The organism is Arthrobacter crystallopoietes (assembly GCF_017603825.1).
Classification (GTDB): Bacteria; Actinomycetota; Actinomycetes; order Actinomycetales; family Micrococcaceae; genus Crystallibacter; species Crystallibacter crystallopoietes_B.
Genome location: NZ_CP072014.1, coordinates 958482 through 983471, shown reverse-complemented (window position 1 = coordinate 983471; position 24990 = coordinate 958482). Strand labels below are relative to the sequence as shown.

Annotated in this window: 25 protein-coding genes; 8 read left to right on the top strand and 17 right to left on the bottom strand. The window is 65.9% G+C overall.

The window, feature by feature from the left end:
* Positions 1-7: 7 nt before the first annotated feature.
* Together J5251_RS04540 and arsB are read right to left on the bottom strand one after the other, a co-directional pair.
* Positions 8-451: an arsenate reductase ArsC gene (locus tag J5251_RS04540; protein WP_208575339.1), complete on the bottom strand. Its 444-nt coding sequence runs from the start codon at positions 449-451 to the stop codon at positions 8-10.
* Positions 451-1563 (bottom strand): ACR3 family arsenite efflux transporter, encoded by a 1113-nt coding sequence (gene arsB / locus J5251_RS04535; protein WP_208575338.1) that lies wholly within the window; start codon positions 1561-1563, stop codon positions 451-453. The genes J5251_RS04540 and arsB overlap by 1 nt, the downstream gene beginning before the upstream one ends.
* 111 nt (positions 1564-1674) lie before the next feature.
* Between arsB and J5251_RS04530 the strand changes: the two genes are divergently transcribed.
* The gene (locus tag J5251_RS04530) at positions 1675-2040 is read left to right on the top strand and encodes an ArsR/SmtB family transcription factor (protein WP_139006420.1); all 366 of its coding nucleotides are present in this window, start codon (positions 1675-1677) and stop codon (positions 2038-2040) included.
* 60 nt (positions 2041-2100) lie between these two features.
* Here the strand turns inward: J5251_RS04530 and J5251_RS04525 are convergent, their stop codons facing one another.
* Entirely contained in the window at positions 2101-2565 is a 465-nt protein-coding gene (locus J5251_RS04525; RefSeq protein ID WP_208575337.1) for a DUF4190 domain-containing protein, read from the bottom strand.
* Between the two features lie 174 nt (positions 2566-2739).
* Here J5251_RS04525 and pgm point away from each other — a divergent pair, with 174 nt between their 5' ends.
* Positions 2740-4386, top strand: coding sequence for a phosphoglucomutase (alpha-D-glucose-1,6-bisphosphate-dependent) (gene pgm / locus J5251_RS04520; protein WP_208575336.1), 1647 nt, complete (start codon positions 2740-2742; stop codon positions 4384-4386).
* 8 nt (positions 4387-4394) lie between these two features.
* Here pgm and J5251_RS04515 read toward each other — a convergent pair whose 3' ends face one another.
* Positions 4395-5024: a malonic semialdehyde reductase gene (locus tag J5251_RS04515; protein WP_208575335.1), complete on the bottom strand. Its 630-nt coding sequence runs from the start codon at positions 5022-5024 to the stop codon at positions 4395-4397.
* Between the two features lie 213 nt (positions 5025-5237).
* On the opposite strand from J5251_RS04515, the gene J5251_RS04510 reads away from it, so the two are divergent.
* Positions 5238-6566 carry a uracil-xanthine permease family protein gene (locus tag J5251_RS04510; protein WP_208575334.1) on the top strand — a complete coding sequence of 443 codons (1329 nt, stop codon included), beginning with the start codon at positions 5238-5240 and terminating at the stop codon, positions 6564-6566.
* Between the two features lie 99 nt (positions 6567-6665).
* Entirely contained in the window at positions 6666-6875 is a 210-nt protein-coding gene (locus J5251_RS04505; RefSeq protein ID WP_139006415.1) for a dodecin, read from the top strand.
* A 36-nt stretch (positions 6876-6911) separates the two neighbouring features.
* Here J5251_RS04505 and J5251_RS04500 read toward each other — a convergent pair whose 3' ends face one another.
* Complete coding sequence (locus J5251_RS04500; RefSeq protein WP_139006414.1) at positions 6912-7565, bottom strand: dienelactone hydrolase family protein; 654 nt, start codon at positions 7563-7565, stop codon at positions 6912-6914.
* Between the two features lie 125 nt (positions 7566-7690).
* On the opposite strand from J5251_RS04500, the gene J5251_RS04495 reads away from it, so the two are divergent.
* Positions 7691-7942 carry a hypothetical protein gene (locus J5251_RS04495; RefSeq protein WP_208575333.1) on the top strand — a complete coding sequence of 84 codons (252 nt, stop codon included), beginning with the start codon at positions 7691-7693 and terminating at the stop codon, positions 7940-7942.
* Positions 7943-7953: 11 nt separating this feature from the next.
* Here J5251_RS04495 and J5251_RS04490 read toward each other — a convergent pair whose 3' ends face one another.
* The 8 genes from J5251_RS04490 to J5251_RS04455 all read right to left on the bottom strand — a co-directional run bounded on the left by J5251_RS04490 (position 7954) and on the right by J5251_RS04455 (position 18711).
* The gene (locus J5251_RS04490) at positions 7954-9072 is read right to left on the bottom strand and encodes a glycerate kinase (protein ID WP_208575332.1); all 1119 of its coding nucleotides are present in this window, start codon (positions 9070-9072) and stop codon (positions 7954-7956) included.
* A complete protein-coding gene (locus J5251_RS04485; protein ID WP_208575331.1) occupies positions 9069-9881 on the bottom strand; it encodes a glycerophosphodiester phosphodiesterase in 813 nt (270 codons plus the stop codon). The genes J5251_RS04490 and J5251_RS04485 overlap by 4 nt, the downstream gene beginning before the upstream one ends.
* Before the next feature lie 13 nt (positions 9882-9894).
* The gene (locus tag J5251_RS04480; RefSeq protein WP_139006410.1) at positions 9895-10698 is read right to left on the bottom strand and encodes an HAD family hydrolase; all 804 of its coding nucleotides are present in this window, start codon (positions 10696-10698) and stop codon (positions 9895-9897) included.
* A 29-nt stretch (positions 10699-10727) separates the two neighbouring features.
* Complete coding sequence (locus J5251_RS04475) at positions 10728-11645, bottom strand: carbohydrate kinase family protein (RefSeq protein WP_208575330.1); 918 nt, start codon at positions 11643-11645, stop codon at positions 10728-10730.
* Between the two features lie 51 nt (positions 11646-11696).
* Positions 11697-12458 carry an alpha/beta hydrolase family protein gene (locus J5251_RS04470; RefSeq protein ID WP_208575329.1) on the bottom strand — a complete coding sequence of 254 codons (762 nt, stop codon included), beginning with the start codon at positions 12456-12458 and terminating at the stop codon, positions 11697-11699.
* A gap of 10 nt (positions 12459-12468) precedes the next feature.
* Positions 12469-13536 carry a LacI family DNA-binding transcriptional regulator gene (locus J5251_RS04465; RefSeq protein ID WP_139006407.1) on the bottom strand — a complete coding sequence of 356 codons (1068 nt, stop codon included), beginning with the start codon at positions 13534-13536 and terminating at the stop codon, positions 12469-12471.
* Positions 13537-13638: 102 nt separating this feature from the next.
* Complete coding sequence (locus J5251_RS04460; RefSeq protein ID WP_208575328.1) at positions 13639-16119, bottom strand: phosphoketolase family protein; 2481 nt, start codon at positions 16117-16119, stop codon at positions 13639-13641.
* Positions 16120-16179: 60 nt separating this feature from the next.
* Positions 16180-18711: an ATP-dependent DNA ligase gene (locus J5251_RS04455; RefSeq protein WP_208575327.1), complete on the bottom strand. Its 2532-nt coding sequence runs from the start codon at positions 18709-18711 to the stop codon at positions 16180-16182.
* 69 nt (positions 18712-18780) lie between these two features.
* On the opposite strand from J5251_RS04455, the gene J5251_RS04450 reads away from it, so the two are divergent.
* Positions 18781-19713 carry a Ku protein gene (locus J5251_RS04450; RefSeq protein ID WP_208575326.1) on the top strand — a complete coding sequence of 311 codons (933 nt, stop codon included), beginning with the start codon at positions 18781-18783 and terminating at the stop codon, positions 19711-19713.
* A gap of 24 nt (positions 19714-19737) precedes the next feature.
* On the opposite strand, the gene J5251_RS04445 is transcribed toward J5251_RS04450, so the two are convergent.
* Complete coding sequence (locus J5251_RS04445; protein ID WP_139006403.1) at positions 19738-19980, bottom strand: DUF2630 family protein; 243 nt, start codon at positions 19978-19980, stop codon at positions 19738-19740.
* A gap of 80 nt (positions 19981-20060) precedes the next feature.
* The gene (locus tag J5251_RS04440) at positions 20061-20624 is read right to left on the bottom strand and encodes a cysteine hydrolase family protein (protein ID WP_208575325.1); all 564 of its coding nucleotides are present in this window, start codon (positions 20622-20624) and stop codon (positions 20061-20063) included.
* A 117-nt stretch (positions 20625-20741) separates the two neighbouring features.
* Here J5251_RS04440 and J5251_RS04435 point away from each other — a divergent pair, with 117 nt between their 5' ends.
* Entirely contained in the window at positions 20742-22265 is a 1524-nt protein-coding gene (locus J5251_RS04435; RefSeq protein ID WP_208575324.1) for an FAD-dependent oxidoreductase, read from the top strand.
* A gap of 79 nt (positions 22266-22344) precedes the next feature.
* Positions 22345-23451, top strand: coding sequence for a phosphate ABC transporter substrate-binding protein PstS (locus J5251_RS04430; RefSeq protein ID WP_208575323.1), 1107 nt, complete (start codon positions 22345-22347; stop codon positions 23449-23451).
* Here J5251_RS04430 and J5251_RS04425 read toward each other — a convergent pair.
* Positions 23438-24052, bottom strand: coding sequence for an SRPBCC family protein (locus J5251_RS04425; protein WP_139006399.1), 615 nt, complete (start codon positions 24050-24052; stop codon positions 23438-23440). The genes J5251_RS04430 and J5251_RS04425 overlap by 14 nt on opposite strands.
* Positions 24053-24105: 53 nt before the next feature.
* A complete protein-coding gene (locus J5251_RS20555) occupies positions 24106-24903 on the bottom strand; it encodes an SRPBCC family protein (protein WP_208575322.1) in 798 nt (265 codons plus the stop codon).
* Positions 24904-24990 lie beyond the last annotated feature (87 nt).

Sequence of the window (24990 nt, the reverse complement as noted above, 5' to 3'; positions counted from 1 at the left end):
GATGTGGTTAGTTGGCGTCCGGATGAGCGGCCGGCAGCAGCTCGGAGATCAGCTTTTCGATCCGACCCTTGATGTCGTCCCGGATCGGGCGGACGGAGTCCACGCCCTTGCCAGCCGGATCCTCCAGCACCCAGTCTTCGTAGCGCTTGCCCGGGAAGTACGGGCACTCGTCGCCGCAGCCCATGGTGACGACAACGTCGGAATCCTTGACGGCCTCGGTGGTGAGGACCTTGGGCAGCTCGGCGGAGATGTCGATGCCCTCTTCGCGCATAGCCTCGACGGCGGCAAGGTTCACCTGGTCCGCAGGCTGGGATCCCGCAGACCGGACCTCGATGGCGCCCTTGGCCAGGTGGGTCAGGTAGGCAGCGGCCATCTGCGAGCGTCCCGCATTATGGACGCAGACGAAGAGGACGGACGGCTTCTTGGCGGTGGAGTCGGCGCTGGTGGTCATTACTTCGTCGTTCCTTCGATGGGTGCGGAGAGTGCGGGGGTGGATGCGGGCCAGTATTTCTTTTGCGCCCAGAGGGCTACGTACACCAGGGCCACCAGGACCGGTACCTCGATCAGCGGACCGACGACGCCGGCCAGCGCCTGCCCGGAGGTGACGCCGTAGGTGCCGATCGCCACCGCAATAGCCAGTTCGAAGTTGTTCCCGGCTGCAGTGAACGCCAGCGTAGTGGTCCGCGCGTAGCCCATGTTCAGGAGTTTGCCGATCACCATGCCGGCCCCGAAGACCACGGAGAAGTAGACCAGCAACGGCAGCGCGATCCGGGCGACGTCCAGCGGATTGGACGTGATTTCGTCTCCCTGCAGGGCGAACAGCAGCACGATCGTGAACAGCAGGCCGTAGAGCGCCCAGGGGCCGAGCCTGGGCAGGAACTTGTTCTCGTACCAGTCGCGGCCCTTGGCTTTTTCCCCGATCGTGCGGGTCAGGAAGCCGGCCAGCAGCGGAATCCCTAAGAAGATCAGGACGCTGACGGTGATGGCCCAGAAAGAGAATTCGGCGCTGGTGGTGGGCAGTCCCAGCCAGGAGGGCAGCAGCTGCAGGTAGAACCAGCCCAGCGCGCCGAACGCGATGACCTGGAAAACCGAGTTGATCGCCACCAGCACGGCCGCGGCTTCACGGTCGCCGCAGGCCAGGTCGTTCCAGATCATCACCATGGCGATGCAGCGGGCGAGCCCCACGATGATCAGGCCGGTCCGGTATTCGGGCAGGTCCGGCAGGAAGATCCAGGCCAGCGCGAACATGAAGGCCGGGGCCGCGAGCCAGTTGATTACCAGCGAGCTGATCATGAGCTTCTTATCCGCCATCACGCGGTGGGTCTCGTCGTAGCGGACCTTGGCCAGCACCGGGTACATCATCACCAGCAGCCCGATAGCGATGGGGAGGGAAACATCCGCCACCTGGACCGCATCCAGCGCGCCCGCCAGGCCCGGGATGAAGCGCCCCAGCAGCAGGCCTGCCGCCATGGCGGCGATGATCCAGACGGGCAGGAAACGGTCAAGAGTTGAAAGCCGGGCGGTAACCTGACCGGTTTCGGGCGTTGCGACGGGGGTGCTCACTTAGCTCCTCGGCATGGGGATCAGTTAAACATCGACGAAAATCGATGTGTATCGATACCGAGTATGGGGGGACATATCGACGAGTGTCAATCTCTGTGCATAATGGATGACATGGCTTCCGTTACTGAGTTTGAGTCACCGCGCATCCAAGAGGACCAGGCATCGTGCTGCACCCCGGCCGGAGCGCCGGTCATGAGTGCCGAGCGGGCCGCCGCGCTGGCGGCGCAGTTCAAGGCAGTGGCGGATCCGAACCGGCTGCGTTTGATCTCGATCATCTCGGCCAGCGAAGGGGCGGAGGCCTGCGTCTGTGACCTCATGGAACCATTGGGACTTGGGCAGCCAACGGTGTCCCACCACCTGAAGGTTTTGGTCGACGCGGGCATCCTGCGCCGGGAGAAGCGCGGTGTCTGGGCCTACTTCTCGCTGGTACCGGGAGCGCTGGACAACCTGGCCGGAGTGCTGGCCGAACCCAAGTAACAACGCCGGTAGCAGGAAGCAGCAGTTAGGGGCGGGCCGCCCGAGGGCCGGAGCGGGACGTCAGAAACCGCTGGTGGCCGCGCCGATGACCCCGAAGAACAGCAGGATCGCCCAGAGTCCGGCCACCAAATAACCCATCACCAGCCCGCCGATGGCCAATCCCCGTCCCGCCGGCTCTTTGGACAGGCTGATGTGGCCCAGCACGATGGCGGCGATCTGGGGCAGGAAAAGGAAACCGAAGGTCACCACGCCGACGATCCCGCAGACCAGGGCGGCGATGCTCAGACCCTTAGGCTGAGGCTGCGGCTGGTAGTACATCTGCTGGTTGTAGCCGGGCCCGCCGTACGGATTGTACTGCGGTGCAGGCTCGGCCCCCGGGCCGGGCTGGAAGGCATAGGGATTCGGGGCGGCTTCAGGCGCAGACGGCGGGACCGGCGGATTGCCCGCGGCGCCCGGTTCCGTGTACCAGCTCGGGTGTTTGGGATCGTTGAACGGCGGCTGCTGCCCGTGGTCCGTACCTGACATGGTGCTGCTCCCCTTGATCCGCTCCGCTCAGAACAGCCTACCTGCGGGCCGCCTGCCGCTACTAGCTTAGAACTTTGTTGGGGATAACAGGGACGCGACCGCCGCCGTCGTAATCTGATGAATTTCCGGTAACCCAAGTCACTAGGGCGGCCCGATGTTTGGCATGCTGGTGCAATGGCAAACCGTGCGGGCACCTTGGCCCAACCCAGCGACCTTGTTGACCTCACCGCGCTGCTCGACGCGTATTTCGACATCAAGCCGGATCCGCGCGATCCGGTCCAGCGCGTGGCGTTCGGCACTTCGGGGCACCGCGGCACCAGCCTCAAAGGTTCCTTCAACGAGGAGCACATCGCCGCCATTACGCAGGCCATCGTGGAGTACCGCGCCGGCCAGGGCATCAGCGGGCCGCTGTTTGTCGGCAAGGACACGCACGCCCTGTCCGATCCGGCGCAGAACACCGCCCTCGAGGTCCTCGCCGGCAACGGCGTGACCGTCTGGGTGGACGCGCGGACCGGGTGGACCCCGACGCCGGCCGTCAGCCATGCCATCCTCAAGCACAACGCGGCGCATCCGGACGCCCAAGGCGACGGCATTGTCATCACCCCGTCCCATAACCCGCCGCAGGACGGCGGATTCAAGTACAACCCGCCGCACGGCGGACCCGCCGACTCGGATGCCACCGGCTGGATCGCGAACCGGGCCAACGAGCTGCTCGAATCCGGCCTGCGCGGTGTGAAGCGCATTCCCATCGGCCAGGCCCAGCTCTCCGGCGCCGTGGGCAGCTACGACTTCATGAGCAACTACGTGGAAGACCTGCCGCAGGTGCTGGACCTTGATGCCATCCGCGAAGCCGGCGTGCGGATCGGGGCGGACCCGATGGGCGGCGCGTCGGTGGACTACTGGGGCGCGATCGCGGACCGGCACAATCTGGAACTCACCGTGGTCAACCCGACGGTGGATCCGCAGTGGGCGTTCATGACGCTCGACTGGGACGAAAAGATCCGGATGGATTGCTCCTCACCGTCCGCCATGGCCTCGCTGATCGCCAAGGTCCGCGACGGCGGTGCCTCCTTTGATATTGCCACCGGCAACGACGCCGATGCGGACCGGCACGGGATTGTCACTCCCGATGCCGGCCTGATGAACCCCAACCATTACCTGGCCGTGGCCATCCAGTACCTCTACACACACCGTCCGCAGTGGCCGGCGGACGCCTCCGTGGGCAAGACCCTGGTCTCCTCCTCGATCATCGACCGGGTCGCTGCGGATCTCGGGCGCAAGCTGGTGGAGGTTCCGGTCGGCTTCAAGTGGTTTGTCCCGGGCCTGCTCTCGGGCGAAGGTGTCTTCGGCGGCGAGGAGTCCGCGGGCGCGTCCTTTGTCCGGTTCAACGGCAAGCCCTGGTCGACGGACAAGGACGGCATCCTGCTGGCACTGCTGGCCTCGGAGATCAAGGCCGTGACGGGCAAGTCGCCGTCCGAAATCTATGGTGAGCTGACCGCGAAGTTCGGGTCGCCGTCGTACGCCCGCATCGACGCTGCCGCGAGCCGGGAACAGAAGGCGGCACTGGGCAAACTCTCCGCCACCGATGTCTCGGCCACGGAGTTGGCGGGCGAAGCGATCACCGCCAAGCTGACCGAGGCGCCCGGCAACGGGGCGCCGATCGGCGGGCTCAAGGTCACCACCGAGAACGCCTGGTTTGCCGCGCGCCCCTCCGGCACCGAAGACGTCTACAAGATCTACGCGGAGTCCTTCAAGGGCGCAGACCACCTGAAGCAGGTCCAGGCCGAGGCCAAGGCGATCGTCGACGGCGTCATCTCCTAGCCCGGGCCTTAGACCGTGGCGGTGGCGAACTCGTAGTCGAGGCGGGGCAGGCGCGGGTGCCAGGCATTCTCGCCCGGCTTGCCGATATTGACCACCATGAAGGTCTTGCGGTTCAGGCCTTCGTGGAATTCTGCGTCGATACCGGCGGCATCGAACGCGCCCATGGGACCGGCGGCCAGGCCGACAGCGCGGACGGCCATGACGAAGTAGGCAGCCTGCATGTGGCCGTTGTTGTTGCCCATCACGGCGCGGAGTTCTTCGTTGCCGTCGAACATGGCCTTGCGCTCGGCCGCGTGCGGGAAGAGCGCGGGGAACTGCTCGTGCCATTCGGTGTCGAAGCTCAGGACGGCCACCATGGGAGCGGCGGCGGTCTTGGCCTGATTGCCTTCCGCCATCTGCTTGACCAGCCGCTCGCGCGCTTCGGCGGAACGGACCCAGGTGATGCGCAGCGGCTGGATGTTCATGGACGTGGGGCCCATTTTCGCCAGCTCGTAGATGGCGCGCAACTGCTCGTCGGTGACCGGTTCGTCGGTGAAGGTGTTGGCCGTGCGTCCCTCGAGGAACAGTGTGTCGGCGGCGGCGGCATCGAGGACCAGTTCGTCCTGCAGGGCGATTCCAGCGGTGCTCTGGGTTGTCATGGGGACCTTTCGGTAGGGATAGGGCGTCCAAAGGTGCCAACGCTTTTTCGGCGCCGAACCGTCCGCCATAGGACATGATCTGCGTCACGATCACTTCCGCGCTGCCGGCCATTGCGTCAGCAAACCCGCTTGAGCAGCTGCGCCGCGGACGCCGGGTAACGCCGCTGGCGGTAAAGTTTGCTCAGAAAATCCCTTATCTGCAGGAGACTCGCCATGGGTACGTTCGGTTCCACCAAACTCGGCCTCGGCTGGACGATGCACGGCGACGGCAAGCGCATCGGACCGGGGTCCGTGGTTTCTCCGCAGGAGCGGTTGAGCTGGCCGCGGACCATCGGCATCGGCGCCCAGCATGTGGTGGCGATGTTCGGCGCGACGTTCCTGGTTCCGCTGCTCACCGGTTTTCCGCCGTCGACTACCCTGCTGTTCTCCGGCGTGGGCACCATCCTGTTCCTGCTCATCACGGCCGGCCGCGTGCCGAGCTACCTCGGCTCAAGCTTCGCCTTCATCGCCCCGATCGGCGCGGCGATGAACCAGCACGGCATGGGCGGTGCCCTGGGCGGTCTCATCATGGCCGGCGCCGTGCTCTTCGTCGTCGGCCTGATTGTGCACAAAGCCGGCACCCACTGGATCCAGGTGGTCATGCCGCCCGTGGTCACTGGTTCGATCGTGGCGCTCATCGGCCTTAACCTGGCCCCAACCGCGAAGCTGAACTTCGAGCAGGGAGCTATCACCGGGCTGGTCACCGTGGCCGCCATCCTGCTGACCACGGTCCTCTTCCGCGGCCTGCTGGGACGGCTGTCCATCCTGATCGGCGTGTTGGCGGGCTATGTCACCGCGATCTTCCGCGGCGAGGTGGACTTCTCCTCCATCAACGATGCCGCCTGGTTCGGCCTGCCGGACTTCCACGCACCCGAATTCCATCTTTCCGTCGTCGGGCTCTTCATCCCCGTTGTGCTGGTGCTGGTTGCCGAAAACATCGGCCACGTGAAGTCGGTGGCCGCGATGACCGGACAGGATCTGGACCCTTACACCGGGCGGGCGCTGATGGCTGACGGTTTGGCCACGGTCCTGGCCGGTTCCGGCGGTGGTTCCGGAACCACTACCTACGCGGAAAACATCGGCGTCATGGCTGCCTCAAAGGTCTACTCCACCGCTGCCTACTGGGTGGCCGGTGTCATCGCGGTGCTGCTGAGCCTGTTCCCCAAGTTCGGCGCGGCCATCGCAACTGTGCCTCCGGGTGTGCTGGGCGGGGCCGGTGTCGTGCTCTACGGCATGATCGGCATTCTGGGCGTGCGCATCTGGGTGCAGAACCGGGTGAACTTCGCCAACCCCATCAACCTTTCGGTTGCCGGGGTTTCGTTGGTGGTCGGCATCGCCAACTTCACCTGGAGCATCGGCGAACTGACGTTCGAGGGCATCGCCCTGGGCACGGGCGCCGCGCTGCTGATCTTCCACGGCATGAGCGCGATCGCCCGGTGGCGCGGCACCGAACCGCTGGACGCGGCCGAGGATTCCGGGGTAAAACCGTCCAAGCTCGGCTGACGATGCGGCCGGCACCCTAGACCGATTCCGGCAAGACGACTAGCGTTGCAGACATCGCGCCTCAGGGTCCGGTCCTGGGGCCATCTTCAAGGAGGAAGCATGGCCAACCACGTCTACAACGTCACCGAGATCGTCGGCACGTCCCCGGACAGCATGGAGAAAGCGGTCGCCAATGCCGTAGCCGAGGCGTCCAAGACGCTGCGCAACATGGACTGGTTCGAGGTGACGGAAACCCGCGGCCATCTTAAGGACGGGGCCGTTGCGGACTGGCAGGTCACCATCAAGCTCGGCTTCCGGCACGAAGGCTGAGGCCATAGGCCGCCCGCCGGCTGCCCCGGGCTTTCCTTAGCCCGGGGCGGGCGGCAGGGTCCGGACAAACCAGGCGGCGGCCTGGCGGGCGACTTCCTCCAGCGTTCCGGGTTCCTCGAAGAGGTGCGTCGCGCCCGGGATGATGGACAGCTGGTGCTCCGCCGGCAGCCGCGCGGCAGCCTGTTCATTAAGGGCAATCACCTGCCGGTCCAGCGATCCGACCAGAAGCAGCGTCGGGGCTCTCACCTCGGACAGCGCTTCAGCCGCCAGATCCGGCCGTCCGCCGCGGGAAACCACTGAATGCACGACGCCGGGGCGCGCCGCTGCCGTGCCGAGTGCAGCCGCAGCGCCGGTGCTGGCACCGAACAGCCCCACGGGCAGGCCTGCCACTGGGGGACGGACGACGACCTCGTCCACCACCGCGGTCAGCCGGTCCGTCAGGAACGGGATGTCGAAGCGCAGGGATGCATCCACCGCATCACGCCGCTCTTCGTCCCCCGTCAGCAGGTCGAAAAGGAGCGTGGCCAGTCCCGCTCGCTGCAGCTCCCTGGCCACCTGGATGTTGCGCCCGCTGCGGCGGCTGCTGCCGCTGCCGTGGGCGAAAACCACCATCCCCCCGGCGCCGGCAGGCAGGTGCAGATCCGCATCCAGCCCCGGTCCCTCGGCTAGTACGACGATCTGTTCGTCCATGGATCAAGCATGCCAAAGCGGCGGCGGCGACACACTGGCCCGCCCCGCAATTTTTTTGGCCCGTGGTACCGGCGGGGAACGCGGAAGCCATTGTGCCCTTTCAGCAGCGGTGGTTGGCTGGAATCATGACCCAGATACCAGAAGAGAACCTCCCCGAGGACGAGCACCTTCGCCAGGACATCAACGCCACGGAACCCGAACGCGGATCCGCTGCCGAGTTCGACGGCGACACCTTCACCTCCGGCCTGACCAACGCCGGGCAGCGGGTTCCGGGGCTGAGTCCGGACGGCGAGTACGAAGCCCGGCAGGATCCCGAGCGTGAGGACGACCCGGGCCAGGACGGCTTCCTCCCGCCGGAACCCGTCCCCGAGGACTAACGGCCCGCGGTTTACGCTCCCTCGAGTGCCTGCTGCGTACCCCAGGTGACGTACTTGGCCGCCTGGGCAAAGGCTTCTTCCGGCGTGCGGGCAAGGTCCAGCAGGCTGACCGCGGCCTCCACGCCGTGCGCGGCAAGCTGCTCCGCCGTCAGGGTGATTTTCCCGGCAACAACGACGGCGGGAATTCCCCTCTCGTGCGCCCGGTCGGCGATGCCCATAGGCGCCTTGCCGTATTCCGACTGCGCGTCCATGGACCCCTCGCCGGTGATCACCAGGTCCGTGCCGTCCAGGGCAGCATCGAGACCGGTCAGTTCGGCCACCAGGTCAAAGCCGCGCTCCAGCCGTGCCTTGGTCAGGCCGAGGAAGCCTGCCGGGAAGCCGCCCGCGGCACCGGCTCCGGGGACGTTGACCTCGGCCCCGGTCTCCTGCCGCAGCAGTTCCGCCCACCGCTGCAGTCCTTCATCCAGGAGCTGCCGGCCCGTGGCGTCAGCACCCTTCTGCTGGCCGAACACATGCGCTGCGCCTTCCGGGCCGTGCAACGGGTTGTCCACATCTGCGGCAATCCGCACAGTCACGGAGCCCAGCCGCGCGTCCAGGCCGGAGGCATCGATCCGGTGTGCCGTAGCCAGGCCGGCCCCGCCGAGCGGAACCTGCGCCCCGCCGTCGTAAATCTTCAGGCCCAGCGCGCACAAGGCACCGGAGCCGCCGTCGGTCATTGCGGAACCGCCGATCCCGAGCACAACTTCCTCCGCGCCCGCGTCGAGGGCCGCGGCGATCAGCTGCCCGCTGCCATAGGAATGCGCCGCCAGCGCGGTCTGGACGGAGGGCTCGGTGAGCAGCAGCCCGGAGGCCCGGGCGGTTTCAATCACCGCGGTTTTGATGCCGCCGCGGTCCAGCATGGCCCAGGAGGCGGTCACCTCTCTGTCCAGCGGTCCGCGGACCCGGCTGGTATGTTCCTGGGCGCCGGCGGCCAGGGCGGCTTCCAGTGTCCCCTCACCGCCGTCCGCCACAGGCAAGGTCCGCACCTCGGCGTCGGGGTAGACGCGCAGCACGCCCTCCGCCATGGCCTGGGCGGCCTCCGCTGCGGACAGCGTGCCCTTGAACTTATCCGGTGCCACCAAAACCTTCATGCCTGCTCCCTCTGCGGCCAGAAACCGCGTTCGTCCATCACCTGTGCCAGTACATCCGCCCGGTCCGTCATGATTCCGTCCACGCCGAGATCCAGCAACCGGTTCATCTCATCACGCTCATTGATCGTCCACACATGCACGTGCAGCCCGGCCGCATGGCAGCGCCGCACGAAGGCCGGGGTTACCACGCGGAACCGCCCGTAGGCCACAGGCACCTGGACGGCATGCATCCGCGCGGCACGGCCCACCGCCCGGGTCAGCCCCACGCGGCCCAAACCCACCAGCGCGCTCAGCGCTACGATGCCACCGGAACTGGCGGCGGGCAAGGTCAGGCCGCGGAAGACACCGAGACGCCGCCGGTCCGAGAAGGATGTGACAAGGATTCGGTCGTGGGCCTTGTACTGCTCGATAAGCCGGGCCAGCAGCGGGCCGCCGGCCCGGTCTTTCACGTCCACATTGATCTTCAGGTCCGGCCACTCGCACAGGAGTTCCTCCATGGTGGGAATGGGCTCAACACCGCCAATCCGGACCTGCCGCAGCTGGGAAAGCGTGTGCTCGGCGATCGGCCCCGAGCCGTCCGTGACCCGGTCCAGGCTCTCGTCGTGGAAGACCATCAGTTCGCCGTCGGCGGTGGTACGCACGTCGGTTTCCACATACCCGTAGCCAAGCTCGATGGCAGTGCGGAAGGCGGCCATCGAGTTCTCATGTCCGGCCGGGGAGAAGCCGCGGTGTGCGAAGGCTACCGGCCAGGGTTCGGCACCGGCTGCAGCACCAAACGGGCTATGCAGATACGGGTAGTCCCTACTCACCTTCCGGCTCCGCCTACAGCTCCGCGAGCCGGGCTTCGAGAATCTGGGCCACGCCGTCGTCAGCGAAAGCCGGGGCCTGGTAGCGCGCGGCTCCTATCGCCTCGGGGTGGCCCGATGCCATGGCGTACCCATGGCCGGCCCACTCGAGCATCTCGATGTCATTGGGCATATCGCCGAAAGCAACCACGTCCTGCGGGTCGATGTTCAGCGACGAGGCATAGCCGGCCAGCGTCACGGCCTTGTTGATGCCAGGCTGCGCCATCTCCAGCAGAGCCACGGTAGGCGCTGAATGGGTCACCGCCACCAGATGGGACACCGCGTCCTGAACTTCGGCCAGGAACGCATCCGGATCCAGGTCCCGGCCCCGGGCCAGGAACTTCACCACCGCATCCCGTTCCGTGAGGGACTGCTCCAGCAGCATCGGCTCGATCCCATCCAGCAGTTCCACGGATCCCTGCTCCACGAAGCCCGGTTCCAGCTGGAATCCGAAGGTGGTTTCGGCCGCGAAGGTAGCGCGCGGATGCAGCCGCAGAATGATCTCGCGCGCCTGGAAGATGTTGGTGTGCGGCAGCGTCTTGGCCGAGATGACCTCGCTGCGCACCAGGTCGTAGACCACCGCGCCGTTGGAACAGATCACGGTGCCTTCGTGGCCGATCTGCTCGCGCAGCGGGTCCAGCCAGCGCGGCGGACGGCCGGTAACAAAGACAATTTCGACGCCGGCAGCAGCCGCGTCCTTGAACGCCCGGACTGTGCGGGCGCTGATTTTCCCGTCCCGGCCAATGATGGTCCCGTCCAGATCACTGGCAATCAAGCGCATACAGCCCAGTCTATGCGTCACCCGGTGTTTCAGCGGGCAAGTTCGTTCCGGGTGGGAGGATTGGCACCGGCGCGCGAAACCGTAACGGCAGCGGCGCTGGCAGCGAAGTACAGGATTTCCCCTAGGGCATCGGCAGACAGGTTCTGCAAATGCTCGCGGCTCCGGGAGCCGGCCAGCCCGCGCTCCACCAGGGCAGCCAGCAGCGCCGCCATGAAGGAGTCGCCAGCGCCGACCGAATCCACCACATCGACTTCAGGCACCGGTGCTTCGGCCGCGCCGTCGCGCACCACGCCCCACGGTCCCCGGGCTCCCTTGGTCACCACGACGATGCCCGGTCCGCGGGACAGCCATTCACGCGCCGATTCCTCCGCCGGGCGGTCCGGGTAGAGCCACCGGAGGTCTTCTTCGGAGGCCTTGACCAGATCGGCCAGCGCTACGAACTTCTCGGCCTGCCGGCGGGCGAAGTCCCGGTCCGTGATCAGGGTGGGCCGACAGTTCGGGTCATAGCTGATCAGTGCTCTCGGATGCGCGCGCTGGACCGTGGCCAGCACGGTGTGCGCGCCGGGCTCAAGCATCGCGGCGATCGATCCGGTGTGCAGCCAGAGTGTTTCCTCGAGCAGCCGGGGCAACGCGTGTTCCAGCGGCGGCAGTTCCCACAGCAGGTCGAAGGTATAGTGCGCGGCGCCGGTCCGGTCCAGGGTCGCCTTGGCAACGCTGGTCGGTCCGCCGTCGGGAGCCAATGGTGTGAGCACCGAATTGGTACGTAGGTGGTGCAAGATCCGGGCCCCGTACTCATCGCGGCCGTATCGCCCGACGAACTGCACCGGCTGGCCCAGCCGCGCGAGCCCCACCGCGACGTTCATGGGGCTGCCGCCCACATGGACACGCTGGGCAGAGGTACCGCTTGAAACAACGTCGACCAGAGCCTCACCGATAACTGTCAGCACAGTGTCAACGTAGCAGAGCGCGCGGGTCCGCGGCAGGGGTAGGGCCGGGCGTTAAGCCAAGGTCTGAAGCCTGGCGCGGATCTGCTCGAAGGCCGCCGAAGCCGGGTCGATGATGTCAAAATGGTCCCCGGGTACCCTGATGAGTTCCGCGCGGCCGCCCGCTGCCCGGGCCGCGGCCACGTAGTTTTCGGACAAGGCCACCGGCACCGCGTCGTCGGAATCGGAGTGGAAGGCGTAGACCGGGACGGGCAGCGGGACCTGCAGGAGGGGATCGGCCCAGCGGAACCGCTGCGGATCATCGTCCGGGCCGCAGCCCAGAAAGTTTTCCACTGCCTGGTCGCTCAGGCCAAGTTCCCATGCCCGCCGCAGGTCCAGCACACCGGCCTGGCTCAGCACCGCGGAAATTCCGACCGCCGGATCCGCTCCGGGCACCCCGGCGGGCAATGCCGCGCGGCCGCCGGCCCAGGCAGCCAGATGTCCGCCGGCCGAATGTCCCAGCGCCACCACGTTCTCCACCGGGAACGCCAGCCGGCCGCCCAGCTCTGCGAGCCGATCGATGCCGGCCGCCACGTCGTCGAACGTTTCTGGCCAGCCGCCGCCGTTGCCGGCGCGGCGGTATTCGAGGTTCCAGCACACGTAGCCGCGCGAGGCCAGGTCGCGGGCCGCCGGCCCGCCCAGGTCCAGACCATAGCGGGAACGCCAATAGCCCCCGTGGATAATAATCACGACAGCGTCATGCATGCGTTGGGCAGGCAGATACAGCTGGCCGTACTGGCTGGGATCCGGTCCGTAGCTGTAGCTGGTGCAGTCCATAGGCAGGACTCTAAGTGGCGGCCGTGGTGCTCACAACTCCATTGTCTCCGTTGCCCGGCTCGGCGTCCTGCCGCTGCGTGGTCCCGCGGAAGCGCATCTTCCACGGCACCGGAACTTTGCGGCCTTGTTCGCCGGCTTCGCCCTTCAGCCGGGCCAGCAGCAGATCCACCGCTAGGTGCTCGGTAGGATCCGGTCCCACCGTGCTCAGGGCCGGGTCCGAGTTCTTCCCCAGCTGCGAATTCTCCACGCCGATAATTTCCAGCTGGTCCGGAATTTCCAGTCCCTTCCAGGTAGCCGCCCCCGAGACGCACAGGGCTTCAAGGTCTGCCGTGGTGAAGAATGCGGTGGGCGGTTCGGGCAGCGAGAGCAGTTCCAGCGCGCTTTGGAAGGCCGTGCGCCAGGACCCGCCCGAGGCACGGACCAGCGAGTCATCGAGCTGCACGCCGTTCTGTTCCAAGGCGGCCCGGAACAGCTCCAGCCGCGTGCCGCGCGGACCCGGAGCCGAGGTTCCCCGGTGGATCACGCCGATCCGTTTATGCCGGCTGCCCAGGTACTCGGCCGCCTCGGCAATCCCGCCGGCGGCGTCCACCGAAAGCACATCGAAGCCCTGCGGCTCAAGGAACTGGGACACCACTACCTGGGCCACCCCGCGTTTGGCGAGGTCCAGAATGGTCCGGGTTTCATCTTCGGTTTCGGTACTGAAACCGAGAATCACGCCGTCGGCTCCACCGGAGAGCATGAAGTTCCGCCAGGCCTCCTGCCCCAGCAGGATCACCACCCGGTAGCCGTGGGCCGGCAGGATCCGGTTGGCTGTCTCCGCCAGGGCGCGGTCCCACGGCGACTCCATGTTCTCGATGACCACGGCAATCGTGTCCGTGCGCCCGCGGCGCATACCGCGTGCCGCGCTATTGGCCACATATCCCAGTTCCTTGGCCGCCTCGAGGACACGCTCTTTGGTGGGTTCGCTGATCCGGGTTGATCCGCCGCTGCGGCCGGACAGCACATATGACACTGTCGCCAGTGATACGCCGGCCTTTTCCGCGACATCGCGGATGGTCGGCTTAAATAGACTCCCCATGGTCCGTCTGCCTTCTCCCCCAACAGAATTTAATCCCCTGGCTAACAGCGTAGCCATTCATGGTTCATTTGACAGGGGTAAGGCTACGGAAACCTTTAACAATTATTGGGCCGGCAGCACCCATTCGGTGATAGCGGCCGGGTCCTCACCGAATTCGCGGGTATGCCGCAGCGACTGCATGCGCAGATCCTGCAGTTGCTGGCGAAGTCCCGTGCGGGAAGCTCCCAGGGAAGGCACGCGGTCGATGACGTCGATGGCCAGTTGGTAGCGGTCGATGCGGTTCATCATGGCCATGTCGAACGGCGTGGTGGTGGTTCCTTCCTCGACGTAGCCGCGGACGTGCAGATTGCCATGGTTGGTGCGCCGGTACGTCAGCCGGTGGAGCAGCCAGGGGTAGCCGTGGTACGCGAAGATGATGGGCTTGTCCGTAGTGAACAGCCGGTCGAAATCCCGGTGCTCCAGACCATGCGGATGTTCCTTGGCATCCTGGAGGCGCATCAGGTCCACCACGTTGACCAGCCGCACCTTCAGCTCCGGTATTTGCTCGCGCAGCAGCGCGGCCGCGGCCACCGCCTCCACGGTGGGCACGTCGCCGGCGCAGCCGAGGACCACATCCGGTTCCTCGCCGGGACGCTCGCTGCCCGCGAAGTCCCAGACCCCGATCCCGCGTTCGCAGTGGTTCCGCGCATCCTCGGGGCCCAGCCACGTCAGCGACGGCTGCTTCCCGCAGACAATGACATTGACGTAGTCACGGGAGCGCAGGCAGTGCTCGGTGACGGCCAGCAGCGTGTTGGCGTCCGGCGGCAGGTAGACCCGCACCACCTCGGGCTTCTTGTTCATCACGTGGTCGATGAAGCCCGGATCCTGGTGCGAAAAGCCGTTATGGTCCTGCTGCCAGACGTGCGAGGACAGCAGGTAGTTCAGCGATGCGACTGGCTGCCGCCAGGGCAGTTCACGATGCACCTGAAGCCACTTGGCATGCTGGTTGAACATGGAATCGACAATGTGCACGAACGCTTCGTAGCAGTTGAACACCCCGTGCCGCCCGGTCAGCAGGTAGCCCTCGAGCCAGCCCTGGCAAAGGTTTTCGCTGAGCACTTCCATCACCCGGCCGGCCCGGGCCAGATGCTCGTCCACCTCGTCGATCCGTTGTTGCCAGACCTTGTCCGTGACCTCGTAGACGTCCTGCAGCCGGTTGGAGGCGGTCTCGTCCGGGCCAAAGATCCGGAAATTCTCCGGGTTCAGCCGCACCACTTCGCGCAGCCACGAACCCAGATTCTTCATCGGGCTCACGCGCTCGGTTCCCGGCTGATCAACGACGACGGCGTGCCCACCGTAGGCGGGCAGCTTCAGGTCCTGCAGAAGCCGGCCACCGTTGGCATAGGCGGTAGCGCTCATCCGCTTGTCGCCCTGCGGTGCGAGGCCGGCGATTTCCGCACGCAGCCGGCCCTCGCCGTCGAAAAGCTCGGCCGGCCGGTAGGACTGCAGCCAGCTCTGCAGCTGGGCCAGGTGGTCGGGGTTGGTCCGGACCTCGGACAGCGGCACCTGGTGCGCCCGCCAGGTCCCCTCCACCGGTTTGCCGTCCACCTCTTCCGGCCCGCTCCAGCCTTTGGGCGACCGCAGCACGATCATCGGCCAGCGCGGAGCGTATTCCGACGCCGCTGCCTGACCCGACCGGAACTGGTTCGACGGCACGGCGGCACCTCCGTGGGCGGTAGCACCGCCGTCGTTAGCTGTTCCGCCGTCGCCGCGGTACTGCTCCTGGATCCGCCGGATCCCGCCCAGGGCCTGCTCAAGGGCGTGCGCGAATTCCTCATGGGCGCGCACCGTGTCCCGCGGATCCTGCACGGTGACGAAGATCGGCTCGTATCCGTAGCCGGTCAGCAGTGCGGCCAGCTGCTCCTGGGGCATCCGGGCCAGCACAGTGGGATTGGCGATCTTGTACCCGTTCAGGTGCAGGATGGGCAGCACCGCGCCGTCCTGCACCGGGTCGAGGAACGAGCTTGAGTGCCAGCTGGTGGCCAGCGTCCCGGTTTCCGCTTCGCCGTCGCCGATGACGCAGGCCGCGATCAGCTGCGGATTATCGAACACGGCGCCGAAGGCGTGGGCCAGGGAGTAGCCGAGCTCCCCGCCTTCATTGATGGAGCCGGGGGTTTCCGGTGCGGCATGGCTGGGGACGCCGCCGGGGTAGGAGAACTGCTTGAACAGTTCCCGCAGGCCGTCCTCGTCCTTCCCCACCTGGGTGTAGATCTCCGAATAGGTCCCCTCCAGCCAGGCGTTGGCCACGTTGGCCGGGCCGCCGTGGCCGGGCCCGGTGACGAAAAGGATGTCCTGGCCCTGTTCGGCGATCACCCGGTTCAGGTGGGCGTAAATAAAGTTGAGCCCCGGCGTCGTGCCCCAGTGCCCGAGCAGGCGCGCCTTCACGTCCTCCGGTTCCAGCGGCCGGCGCAGCAGCGGGTTGTCGCGCAGGTAGATCTGCCCGGCGGAGAGGTAGTTGGCCGCGCGCCACCACAGGTCCACGCCGTCCAGGCTCCGCTGGTCCGCGCCCGGGTTGGTGGTCAGCACTGCATTGTTCTCAGTCATGGAGCTCCTCAGGGCGTTGGTGCCGGGCGGTGTTGTCGCGACGGTGGTGCGGGCGTTGGCTTAGACCTCGACCACGACGTCGGATGGTTTCTTGTCCGGCCGGAAGCCGCGCCAGACGGGATGGCGGAGCTTGCCGGCTTCGGTCCGTTCGCTGAACTGGACCTCGCCCACCAGGGCCGGCCGGACCCAGTGCGCGTCGGAGGCGTCGGCGGCGGGAACGTCATCCAGCGGCGGGGTCTTGCGGGCCATCTTCTTCAGGCGCGCGCCCACGGCCGCCAGGTCCCGCTCGGTCAGGCCGGAACCGACGCGGCCCAGGTACCGCAGGTCCGCGCCGTCCGGAATGGCCACCAGCAGCGAGCCGATTTTGCGTTCCCGGCTGCCCTTGCCGGGCCGCCAGCCCACGATGACCACTTCCTGCGTCAACTGGTTCTTGATCTTGATCCAACTCCTTGAGCGCTGTCCGTCCGCGTATGTACTGTCTACCCGTTTGGCCATGACACCTTCAAGGCCCAGTTCCTTGCTGGTGTCCACGGCGTCCTGCAGCGAGGTGTCCAGGTCAGGCGGCACCTGGACGTGGCTGTCACCGCCGGCATCCACGGCCTGTGCCAGTATCTCGCGGCGCTGGCAGTATTCCAGCGGGAGCAACGATTTGCCGTCGAGCTGCAGCAGGTCGAAGAGCATCAGGTGGACCGGCGTCCGCGCGGCGGCCTGGTCGATCTCGCGCTTCTTGGTCAGCTTCATCCGGGTCTGCAGGAGGCCGAAGTCCGGCCGGCCCGCCTTGTTAAGGGCCACGATCTCCCCGTCCAGCACGGCCGTCTCCGCATGCACCCGGTCAGGCAGGTCCGCCAGTTCGGGGTAGCCGGCAGTCAGATCATTGCCGTTGCGGCTGATCAGCCGAACGCCGCGGTCCTCGATGATGGCGATGGCGCGGATGCCGTCCCACTTCATTTCGAACGCCCACTGGTGTTCATCGGTGATGTCCGCCGCGGAGCCCTGTGTTGCCAGCATGGGCTTGATGAATGCCGGCTCGACCGCTTTCGCCAGGTCATCGCTCTGGCGCTCGTGCGGCGTGCCTTTCCGGTAGGTCCCGGGCTTCTGGTCCTTCATCAGGTGCATCAGCCAGTTGTTCTCGCCCTTTTCCCCGCCGGTGTGGATCAGGGCATAGCGCCGCGGCGCCTCCGGTCCGCCGTCCTTGCTGAGCCCGCCGCCCTCCTTGCCGTGCAGCGTAACGATGACCTCCTTGCCGTCCCGCCACTTCTCCAAGTCATAGGTGCCCGAATCCCAAATGTAGACTTCGCCGGCGCCGTACTCGCCCTTGGCAATGCTGCCTTCGAAGCTGCCGTACTCCAGCGGGTGGTCTTCGGTCTGCACGGCCAGGTGGTTCTTGCCCGGGCCGGTGGGCGGCCCCTTGGGCACGGCCCACGACACCAGGACCCCTTCGCGCTCGAGGCGGAAATCGTAGTGCAGCCGCCGGGCGTGGTGCTCCTGGATCACAAACGTGTTGCCGCCGCGGTCCACCGGCGGAGCCGCGGGAACAGGTTCCGCCGTTTTGGCCGGGTCACGCATGGACCGGTACTTGGTGAGCCGATCGGAACCGTGAGCCACCACGCCACGGTGGGCACCGCCGTCGTTGTTTGAAGCATCTTCCCCGGCTTCCTCCACCGCCTCGGCCAGCGATTCCTCGTCCGCAGTTCCCGAGCCCATGCCTTCGAGCAGGTCCCCCAGCTCGCCGACACGCTCCAGCACTTGCAAGTAGTCCAGGTGCGCCAAATCCGGGGCGTCGAGTTCTTCCCAAGTGCGCGGCGCGGCGACCATCGGGTGGGCGCGACCGCGCAGCGAATAGGGAGTGATGGTGGTCTTGTTCCAATGGTTCTGGCTCCAGTCCAGCAGGACCTTGCCTGTGCGCAGCGTCTTTTTCATGTCGCTGACCACCAGATCCTTGTGATCCGCCTCCAGCACCCGCGCCAGTTCATGCGCGACGGCGGACACCTCCTCCGAGGTCTGCTTCCCGTCCAGCGCGGCGTACAGGTGGATGCCCTTGGAGCCGCTGGTGACCGGCCGCGGATCCAGCCCCATCCCGGTCAGCACCGCCCGGACCAGCCGCGCCACCTCGGCGCATTCGGCCAGTCCGGCGCCCTCCCCCGGGTCCAGGTCCAGTACCAGCCGGTCAGGATTGTTGATCTTGCCCCGCGCGCCGAACTTCCACTGCGGAACGTGGATCTCCAGCGCCGCGATCTGCGCCAGCCAGGTGAGGGTGGCCAGATCGTTGACCATGGGGTACACGTTGGTCCCGCTTTTGTGCTCGATCGCGTGGCTCTTGACCCAGGACGGGGCGTGTTCCTCCAGGTTCTTCTGGAAGAACACCTCCCCCGGTTTGTCCGCCGTGCCCACCCCGTTGACCCAGCGCTTGCGGGTGACCGGCCGCTGCGCGGCATGCGGAATCAGGTAGTCCGCGATGCGCGAGTAATAGTCCAGCACTTCGGCCTTGGTGGTGCCGGTTTCGGGGTAAATCACCTTGTCCAGGCTCGTCAGCTTCAGCCGGTGTCCGTCCACCGTGACCAGCTGGCGCTGGCTGGAGCTTGTCTGGGCCATAGGGTTAGTCTCGCCAATATTGTGGCCGATGGCTAGTAATTGCCAGCATGCTTGGTGTTGTATTGATCCATGAGAGCCATCTGGAAAGGGGCTGTCGCTTTCGGCCTGGTCAACGTCCCGGTCAAGCTTTACAGCGCCACGGAAGACCATGACATCAAGCTGCACCAGGTCCACGAGAAGGACGGCGGGCGGATCCGGTACCAGCGCCGCTGCGAGGTGTGCGGGGAAATCGTCGAGTACAAGGACATCGACAAGGCGTACGACGACGGCGAGCAGACCGTGGTGCTCACGGACGAGGACCTGGACTCGCTGCCGGTGGAGAAGAACCGCGAGATCGACGTGGTGGAGTTTGTCCCCAGCGACCAGATCGACCCGATCATGTTCGACCGCAGCTACTATCTGGAACCGGATTCCAAATCGACCAAGGCCTATGTGCTGCTGCGCCGGACGCTGGAGGACACGGACCGGACGGCGGTGGTGAAGTTCGCGCTGCGGCAGAAGACCCGTCTGGCCGCGCTGCGCGTCCGCGGCGATGTGCTGATGCTGCAGACGCTGCTCTGGGAGGACGAGGTCCGCGAGGCTGCGTTCCCCGCACTTGAAGAGGACGTGCGGGTTTCCGCGAAGGAACGTGAAATGTCCGCGGCGCTGGTGGAATCCTTCTCCAGCGACTTCAAGCCCGAAGACTTCACGGACGAGTACCAGGAGCAGCTGCGCACGCTCATCGAGGCCAAACTCGAGCAGGGCGAAACCCTGGATACCGAGGCGACTTTCGGCGAGGAGGGCGAGGAGGAAGGCGGCAAGGTCCTGGACCTGATGGAGGCCCTGCGCCGCAGCGTCGAGAAGAACCGCGAAGGCAAGAAGCCGGCGGAATCCAAGCCCAAGGCCGCCGCCAAGTCTTCTGCGAAATCTTCGGCGAAGGCGGAGGAGGCCAAGGAAAAACCGGCCGCAAAGTCCGCCTCCAAGACGTCCGCTTCGAAAACCAAGGCGAAAAAGGGCGCCTAGCAAGAAGCTAACGACGTACGTTCCCTACTGGCGGTAACCCTCCACTTCCTCAACAGGGCGGGCCTGGGCCTCATCGGGGTCTTCGCCGGCACGGCGCTTGGCCCGGCGCTGGCGGAGCAGGTCCCAGCACTGGTCCAGCTGTTCTTCCAGCCGTGCGAGCTCCCTTGCCCGCGCTTCTGCCTGCTCGTTGTCCACGGTGCCGCCCTCGCGGAGCTGCTGCTCCTCTTCGATGAGCTCTTCGATCCGGCGGTGGAGTTCCTGGTCCATGTCCGTTACCTCCTGCAGTAGTTGGCGTCGACTCTCAGGCTACTGAGCATTTGCACCTCAGGCCATAGCTCTAACCGGACCTACGCTTCCCCGTCGGCCAGCAGCCGGTCCACTCCTGCCGCATCGAGGATGGGCTGGCGGTATTCCTCGCTAAGCACCTTGCGCACCAGGTGTCCGTAGTCGTCGTTGTTCGAGGCCATGGCATCCGCGGCATAGGCCACCTTGAAGTTGTTGGCAAAGGCATCGGCCGCGGTCTGGGCCACACAGTTGTGGGTGGCAACGCCGGCCAGCACCAGCTGTGTTGCCCCGAAGTTGCGCAGCCGCAGCAGCAGGTCGGTTCCCTGGAAAGCACTGTCCCGCGTCTTGACCATCCGCGGCAGATTCTCATACCGCAGCCCCGGGAGGAACCCGGCCTGTTCACTGCCGGAAAAGATGAAGCCCTGGTCATCCTCGAGCATGCTCAGGGTCCAAGTGGATTTATCCCGCTCGTGTTCGGTGCACACCATCAACACGGGAACCGAAAGCTTTTCCGCCTGTGCGATGAGGCGGTTGCAGGCATCCACCAGTTCCCCCCGCCGTTCTCCCAAGGCGGGATCCTCGAAATAGGCGTTCTGCATGTCGATGATCAGTACAGCGGTATTCATAACGTAGCCCGGCCTCCCGAAACCTCTTTTGCGGTCTGTATTGAAAGTAAGCTTACTGATCTCTTGACGGAAGGCACGCAACAAGGTGGGGTGGAGTTAGCAGCGGAAAGGATCACCATGAAATCCCTTTGGCTAGACACGGCACCGGACATCGCCTCGGATTCCTACGAGCCCGGCACCGAATATGACAGCGTGATTATCGGAGCCGGCATTACCGGCTTGACCACCGCAGTCCTGCTGGCGCGGGCCGGGCACAGGGTGGCCGTACTGGAGGCCCGCAGCACCGGGGCCGTCACGACCGGCAACACCACGGCGAAGGTCTCCCTGTTGCAGGGCCGCCAGCTGTCCACCGTCACTTCCCACCACGGCGCCGGGACGGCGCGTGCCTACGTGGATGCCCAGCGCGAAGGACAGTCCTGGCTCCTGCGCTTCTGCGATGAGCACGGAATCGACTACCAGCGCCGTGATGCCTATACCTATGCCAACACGGGCAATGGCCTTGACGACCTCAAAAAGGAGATGGAGGCCAGTGCCGAAGCCGGTCTCGGGGTGGAGTTCGTGGACACCGCCGCGGAGCTGCCCTTTCCGATTGCCGGTGCCATCCGGCTGCCTGACCAAGCCCAGATCCACCCGCTTCAGGTGCTCGCCGGTCTCGCCGCGGAACTACGTGAACGCGGCGGTCTTTTGGTGGAACGAGTACGCGTGACCAACGTCACCGGCACCCGGGGAACGTCCGGGTCCAAGCAAGCTGCCGGCGGCAGCGCGGGCCGCAAACTGACCGTCCACGCGGAGGCCGGCCAGGTCACCGCGGACCACGTTGTCCTGGCCACGGGCACGCCCATCCTGAACCGAGGCGGCCATTTCGGCCTGCTCAAGCCCCAGCGGTCCTACGCCACCGCCTTCAATGTGCCCGGGCAGATTCCCGAGGGCATGTACCTGTCGATCGATTCCCCTGCCAGATCCCTGCGCACCGCCGAAAACGCCGGCCGGCAGGTCCTGATTGTGGGCGGTAACGGACACAGTGTCGGCAGGCAGCATCACACCAAAGGCCAGCTGGAAGATCTGGTCCGCTGGGCGCAGAACACCTTCCCGGGCGCGGAACTGACGCACAGCTGGTCCGCGCAGGACTATGAACCCGCCGCTGCCGTGCCCTATGTGGGCAAGCTGTCCTTCGCGGAGGACCGCATCTATGTGGCCACGGGCTACAACAAATGGGGCATGACCAATTCGGTGGCGGCCGCGCTGTCACTGACCTCACTGATTCTCGAAGGGGCCAAACCCTGGGCCCGGGAGCTGTACAAGACGCGGGTGGCCCCGCAGGATGCCTTCTCCACGGTACAGACCAACGCATCTGTCGGGGTGGAGCTGGTTAGCGGCTGGCTCAGCGGACTGGTCCGGACCTCGGAAACGGCACCGCCGGAAGGACAGGGCACGGTGGTCCGGGACAACGCCCGGCCGGTGGGCGTGAGCACCGTGGACGGCACCACCCGGCGGGTGAGCGCGGTCTGCACGCATCTGGGCGGAGTCCTGTCCTGGAACGATGCCGAATGCACCTGGGACTGCCCATTGCACGGCTCGCGCTTCAGTGCCGACGGCGTTGTGCTGGAAGGCCCAGCCACGCGGGATCTGGACACGAAGTAAGCAAGAAACCCGCCCGCCCTATCCGACGTCGGAGGGAGCCATCTTTGTGCACGATTCGTTCCCGGTTACCCTAAAGAGGATGGCTCCCCGACTTTTTCCCACCTTGGCCCTGACTTCTGCTGCCCTGCTGGCCTTGACGGCCTGCGGCTCCGACTATCCCCTAGGGCCGGAGCAGGAAGCAGCGGCCCAGCACGGATCCGATCTGACCGGAACCCTTTCGGGCGCTGGTTCGTCCGCCCAGAACGCGGCGATGGATGCTTGGCGCGCGGGCTTTAACCTGCTTCATCCCAAGGCGCAGGTCCAGTATTCCCCGGATGGTTCCGGTGCCGGCCGGACCGCGTTCCTGGCCGGTGCCGTGGAATTTGCCGGATCGGACGCCTACCTCGACGCCGAGGAGATGGAACGTGCCAAGGAAGTTTGCGGCCCCGAAGGCGCATTCAACGTCCCCGCCTACGTCTCCCCCATCGCCGTCGGCTTCAACCTGCCCGGCATCACTGAACTGAACATGGATGCGGCCACGATAGCGGGGATCTTCAAGGGCGAGATCATGCGCTGGAACGATCCGGCCATCGCAGAACAGAACCCCGGCGTGGAACTGCCTGATCTGCGCATCACGCGGGTGAGCCGCGGCGATGATTCCGGGACCACCGAAAACTTTACCGAGTACCTGCATGCCGTGGCTCCGGACGTCTGGACGGCCGAACCCAGCGATGCTTTCCCCTCGGACTTCGTAGCGGAAAACGCCCAAGGTAACACCGGCGTGGTCAGCATGGTTGCCCGCACCGAAGGCGCAGTGACGTACGCAGATGATTCTGCGGTCGGACCGCCACTGGGCAAAGTGAAACTCAAAGTCGGCGGCGATTACGTGCCCGTCAGTTCCGAGGGCGCAGCCATCGCCCTCGACGAGGCCAAGCCGGCAGAGGACCGTCCGGAGTACGACCTCGCACTGGAACTTGACCGGACCACCACGGCCGAAGGCGCCTACCCGCTGCTGCTGGTGTCCTACCACGTCTGGTGCACAACCTACGATGATCCGGAAAAGATCGAACTGATCAAGACCTTCGCCGAGTATGTCCTCAGCCCTGAAGGTCAGGCTGCTGCGGCGGAATCGGCCAAGAGCGCCCCGATCTCGGAGCGGCTCTCGGAGCGGGCCATCGAGTCGGTGGAAAGAATCAGCGCCCGCTAGATTCTGCCTCCGTCGACTCCCCCGTCTCCGGACGGCCGCGGGCCGGCTGGTCCTTGCCTGCGGCAGGATCCTGAACCGGTATATCGTGCTGCTCGGTGTATCCCGGAGGGAACCCGCCGCCGGCGGTGCCGCCATAGTAGTCCCGGCTGCCCAGGCCGTGCTCGGAGGCAGGATGATGGGTTTCCGAGCCGCCGGTCTCCACATACTGCTTGAACCGCCACAGCTCGTTACGCACCTCGCGGTGGTCCGAGCCGAGAGTGGCCCCGGCCTTTTCCAGCACCGACCCGGGATGCCAATCGACCCGCACCACCATCCGTGTGCGGCCCGGATCGAGTTCAAGGAACTCCACCGAGCCCTGATGCGGCACCCCTTCCACGGTTTCCCAGGCCATGCGCTTGCCCGGTAGCTCCTCGGTAATCTTCGTCTCGAACTCCCGCCGGACTCCACCGACCTTGGTGGTCCAGTGGTGGGTCACGTCATCCTCGCGGATGACCCGCACCACGCCGTGCATGAAGATCCCGAACGCCTCGAACCTAGCCCACTCGCGGTAGACTTCGGCAGCCGGGGCCGCAATCTCGACTGTCTGCTCGATCTTGGCCATCTTTCAACCTTCTTCTTCCAGTGGCCCCTTTGAGGTGGCCGCGGCGGGGCGGATCAGCGCCCTGCTGCGTTCCGCCCCGTCTCATCGGTATCCGGATCGGGCTCATTGTCCGGGTCATTCAGCGTTCCGCCGGGGACATCCTGAAGCGGAACCCTGGAGGTTTCGCCCAGTGCAGGATCATCCAGGAGCGGTTTGTCCGACCGCGCGGCGGGGTCTTGGATCGGCAGGTCATCCTTGTTAGTGCCTCCCGGCGGAAACCCGCCGGCCCCGGTGCCGCCGTAGTAGTCCCGGCTGCCCAAGCTATTGTCTTTCGCCCCGGTCCCGCCAGTGGACGCACCCGCTGCCCCAGCGGCCCTAACAGTTTCGGAAGCCCCGTCAGGCCCGGTCGACGCATCACCGGGACGGTCCACATGGCCGCGCCACGCTCCGGTCTCGGAGCCCCGGGTTTCGATGAACTCCTTGAACCGCTTCAGGTCGGATTTCACCTGCATCTTGTCGGCGCCGGCAGCAACTCCGGCCTTTTCGGCGAACGTTTGCGGATCCCATTCCATCTGGACGGTAACCCGCGTGTGCCCCTCGTCGAGCCGGTGGAAATCAACCGCGCCCGCATGGCTGGTGCTGTCCGTACTCTTCCAAGCGATCCTTTGGTCCGGATGCTGCTCGGTGATTTCGGTGTCGAATTCACGCTCGACGCCGGCGACCTTCATCGTCCAGTGGTTTCTGGTGTCGCTGAGCTGCCGGACTGACTGGACTCCATGCATGAACTGCGGGAAGGACTCGAACTGGGTCCACTGGTTACAGGCCACGGACACCGGGACGGCTACATCGATCATTTCATTGACACTTGCCATGATCATCCTCTTCCAGTTGGCAACTGACCTGAAACCGTCGGGCTTGAGAGTGTGGCCGCCTATTTCCAACGGTACATAACATGACCA

Excerpts from the sequence above, each read along its gene's own strand:
- J5251_RS04490 (WP_208575332.1), bottom strand. The coding sequence starts at position 9,072 with ATGAAGGTTTTGGTGGCACCGGATAAGTTCAAGGGCACGCTGTCCGCA.
- J5251_RS04500 (WP_139006414.1), bottom strand. The coding sequence starts at position 7,565 with ATGGACGAACAGATCGTCGTACTAGCCGAGGGACCGGGGCTGGATGCG.
- J5251_RS04440 (WP_208575325.1), bottom strand. The coding sequence starts at position 20,624 with ATGAATACCGCTGTACTGATCATCGACATGCAGAACGCCTATTTCGAG.
- J5251_RS04450 (WP_208575326.1), top strand. The coding sequence starts at position 18,781 with ATGAGAGCCATCTGGAAAGGGGCTGTCGCTTTCGGCCTGGTCAACGTC.
- J5251_RS04530 (WP_139006420.1), top strand. The coding sequence starts at position 1,675 with ATGGCTTCCGTTACTGAGTTTGAGTCACCGCGCATCCAAGAGGACCAG.
- J5251_RS04515 (WP_208575335.1), bottom strand. The coding sequence starts at position 5,024 with ATGACAACCCAGAGCACCGCTGGAATCGCCCTGCAGGACGAACTGGTC.
- J5251_RS04510 (WP_208575334.1), top strand. The coding sequence starts at position 5,238 with ATGGGTACGTTCGGTTCCACCAAACTCGGCCTCGGCTGGACGATGCAC.
- J5251_RS04470 (WP_208575329.1), bottom strand. The coding sequence starts at position 12,458 with ATGGACTGCACCAGCTACAGCTACGGACCGGATCCCAGCCAGTACGGC.
- pgm (WP_208575336.1), top strand. The coding sequence starts at position 2,740 with ATGGCAAACCGTGCGGGCACCTTGGCCCAACCCAGCGACCTTGTTGAC.
- J5251_RS04455 (WP_208575327.1), bottom strand. The coding sequence starts at position 18,711 with ATGGCCCAGACAAGCTCCAGCCAGCGCCAGCTGGTCACGGTGGACGGA.
- J5251_RS04435 (WP_208575324.1), top strand. The coding sequence starts at position 20,742 with ATGAAATCCCTTTGGCTAGACACGGCACCGGACATCGCCTCGGATTCC.
- J5251_RS04445 (WP_139006403.1), bottom strand. The coding sequence starts at position 19,980 with ATGGACCAGGAACTCCACCGCCGGATCGAAGAGCTCATCGAAGAGGAG.
- J5251_RS04465 (WP_139006407.1), bottom strand. The coding sequence starts at position 13,536 with ATGGGGAGTCTATTTAAGCCGACCATCCGCGATGTCGCGGAAAAGGCC.
- J5251_RS04480 (WP_139006410.1), bottom strand. The coding sequence starts at position 10,698 with ATGCGCTTGATTGCCAGTGATCTGGACGGGACCATCATTGGCCGGGAC.
- J5251_RS20555 (WP_208575322.1), bottom strand. The coding sequence starts at position 24,903 with ATGGCAAGTGTCAATGAAATGATCGATGTAGCCGTCCCGGTGTCCGTG.
- J5251_RS04505 (WP_139006415.1), top strand. The coding sequence starts at position 6,666 with ATGGCCAACCACGTCTACAACGTCACCGAGATCGTCGGCACGTCCCCG.
- J5251_RS04460 (WP_208575328.1), bottom strand. The coding sequence starts at position 16,119 with ATGACTGAGAACAATGCAGTGCTGACCACCAACCCGGGCGCGGACCAG.
- J5251_RS04425 (WP_139006399.1), bottom strand. The coding sequence starts at position 24,052 with ATGGCCAAGATCGAGCAGACAGTCGAGATTGCGGCCCCGGCTGCCGAA.
- J5251_RS04495 (WP_208575333.1), top strand. The coding sequence starts at position 7,691 with ATGACCCAGATACCAGAAGAGAACCTCCCCGAGGACGAGCACCTTCGC.
- J5251_RS04540 (WP_208575339.1), bottom strand. The coding sequence starts at position 451 with ATGACCACCAGCGCCGACTCCACCGCCAAGAAGCCGTCCGTCCTCTTC.
- J5251_RS04525 (WP_208575337.1), bottom strand. The coding sequence starts at position 2,565 with ATGTCAGGTACGGACCACGGGCAGCAGCCGCCGTTCAACGATCCCAAA.
- J5251_RS04430 (WP_208575323.1), top strand. The coding sequence starts at position 22,345 with ATGGCTCCCCGACTTTTTCCCACCTTGGCCCTGACTTCTGCTGCCCTG.